We start from the raw sequence: 2,393 nt of genomic DNA on the forward strand, positions 1-2,393 counted from the left end.
GTGGTGACCATCGAATTCGAGATTGCCGTGCGGCTGGCGCGCGACGTCGCGCCGCTGCAGGCCGAACTCGCGCCGGCAGCGCTGGCCGAGCTGATTGAAAGCGCGCAGGTTGCCGTCGAGGTGGTGCTGTCGCGCTATGAAGACCGCGTTGCGGTGGGCATGCCGGCTTTTGCYGGCGATAACGTGGGTTTCCATGCGCTGGTGCTGGGCGCGAGGATCGACGCCGACAGCATGGAAGACGTGCGCGCCAGCGCCAGCGTGGCGCTTGACGGCGTGGCGTGCGCGCAACCGCTTGCCGGCGACGATGCGGTCTACCCGCTGGAAGCCCTGCAATCGCTGCTGGCGCATGCCGCCGAGCGCGGCGTCACCTTGCGCAAGGGCACCGTGGTGACCACCGGCACGCTGACGCGCCCGTTCGATGTGCCGGCCGGCGCGCATACGATCCAGGCTACCTATGGCGGTGGCGAACTGATGGTAAAGCTCGCGCCGCAAGCCGCGAGCTGAAACCGGGGTCCTTGCGGCCCAATCCCTCGCGCTTCTTTCTCGTCACGCCGGCTGCCGGCCGAGGCGCTTCGCGCGCACTCGCGGACTTGGCATTTCCAGCGGATAGGCTAAAACTATCAGAAGGGCCTGGCTTTCAGGCCGCTGGTGAGAAGGAGCCGTTCATGGAACTCCATTTGCATATGCAGCCGCACCGTTTCGCCCGCCGCGCGCCGGACTGGCGCGCCGCTGCGATTGCGGGGCTGATCGCGGGCACGCTGTACGTCATACTGGAGCTGCTGACGGCACGCTTTGTGCTGTACCAGGGGGCGTGGGGCACGGTAAAGATGGTGGCGGCCCTCATGCTCGGCCGGCAGGCGCTGGCCTCCGCCGACGCGTTCAGCTGGACCATCGTGCTGGCCGCGGGCATTGTGCACTTTGGCCTGTCGATCGTGCTGGCGACGATCCTGGCCATGCTCATCGCGTCGTTCCGCTTTGATTCCAGCATCGGCATGGCCACGCTGGCGGGCGCGGTGTTCGGGGTGCTGGTCTACCTGGTGAACTTCTACGTGATGGGCCGGTACTTCAACTGGTTCGACGAGGCGCGCGGGTGGGAAAGCCTGTTCGCCCACATCATGTTCGGCGTGATCGCGGCGGATGCCTACGCCAACCTGGAACGGCATGAGCCACAGGCACCCGACATGGCACGGGGCGGCTGAGCGCGCACCCCGCCCGTCAAGGCATCAAGGCATCAAGACATCACGCCCGCTGGCTACAGGTAGCACTCGCCACCCAGATAGGCCTTGCGCCAGCGCGTGATGCGCACCTCGGCAAACAGGCCGGCCTGTGTGAATGGGTCGGCATCGATGAATTGCCGCGCCGCGTCGCGGGTGTCGAGGTCGACGATGTAGAAGCCGCCGCCGGCATCGCTGCCGTCATCGTTGAGCTTGGCCCCGCAGGCCAGCAGCAGGGCCTTCTGGGCGTCCAGGAACGCCAGGTGCCCCGCTCGGGCCGCTTGCCGCACTTGCTGGTGCTGTGGCTTGTCCCAGGTTTCGATCAGGAATGGCATGGTGTTGTCCTCGGGTGATGGCGGGTTGGAATGGGGCATGGGGTATCGCGGGATGGGCATGGCGGCAGCCAGTGCCATGCGCGTCACTCCCGGCGACGAGTTTCGCCGATTCCGCGCTGGCAGCACAAGCCGGCAGGACGTCCGCACCAGACGCCGTTGCGCCCACCGCAGCCAGTAAAAACCTGGGCCCGGGGCTTGACAAAACCACCGGGCATCAGATCTCCCCTGTTGCTGCCCGACAGTGTTATCCACACTTTATGTGGATAACACTGTCAACAAGCTCCGCAAATGGCTCTAGCACGCGGACCCCATCGGACTGCCCACAAAACGGGCAACTGCAATCCGGCCGGGCAGGCGAGTCCGTCATCCGCACTGGCTACAACGGAATCACAGCGTCGTCAACGGGGTGATAGCGCGCCGCAAGCGCCCATCCAGGGCAAGCGAAAACGACGACGGCGCCCCGCCGGACACCAGAAGCCGCAGGTGTCCGGCAGGGCGCCGTGCCGAAGTGAGTGCAGGCTAAGCTGAGGCTGCCAACAGCGCGCGCGGCGGCTCGCCAGCGTGGCTGGCCGCGGCCTGCATCACCACCAGCTGCGCCGGCATCGGCGCGGCAAAGCCGGCTTCGCCGAAGCATTCGCGGATCACGCGGTTGGTATCGAAGTAGACCTGCCAGTAGTGATCGTTGTGGCAGTGCGGGCGCACCGCCAACACCGGCCCGACGAGGGTGAATTCCAGGATTTCCACATCGACGGCCGGCGTGGCCAGCACGTTGGCGATCGCCGCCACATGCTGCTTGAGCAAGGCGATGGCGGTGGCATGGTCAGTGCTGCCGGCCAGTTGCGCC

3 protein-coding genes and 1 pseudogene are annotated in these 2,393 nt (G+C 66.4%); 2 read left to right on the top strand and 2 right to left on the bottom strand.

Features of this window, described 5'->3' with window-relative positions; genetic code table 11:
* Both AC1DS3_RS37800 and AC1DS3_RS37805 read left to right on the top strand, forming a co-directional pair.
* Positions 1–504 (top strand): fumarylacetoacetate hydrolase family protein (locus AC1DS3_RS37800; protein WP_477129272.1); only part of this gene is annotated, 504 nt, incomplete at its 5' end.
* A gap of 161 nt (positions 505–665) precedes the next feature.
* Positions 666–1,199: a hypothetical protein gene (locus tag AC1DS3_RS37805; RefSeq protein ID WP_441634170.1), complete on the top strand. Its 534-nt coding sequence runs from the start codon at positions 666–668 to the stop codon at positions 1,197–1,199.
* A 53-nt stretch (positions 1,200–1,252) separates the two neighbouring features.
* Here the strand turns inward: AC1DS3_RS37805 and AC1DS3_RS37810 are convergent, their stop codons facing one another.
* Positions 1,253–1,549, bottom strand: a complete 297-nt coding sequence (locus AC1DS3_RS37810; protein WP_441634273.1) for a YciI family protein — start codon at positions 1,547–1,549, stop codon at positions 1,253–1,255.
* A gap of 519 nt (positions 1,550–2,068) precedes the next feature.
* Positions 2,069–2,393 (bottom strand): annotated as a pseudogene (locus tag AC1DS3_RS37815) (mechanosensitive ion channel family protein); the annotation flags it as partial.

It is taken from the genome of Cupriavidus sp. 01L46, from assembly GCF_056399905.1.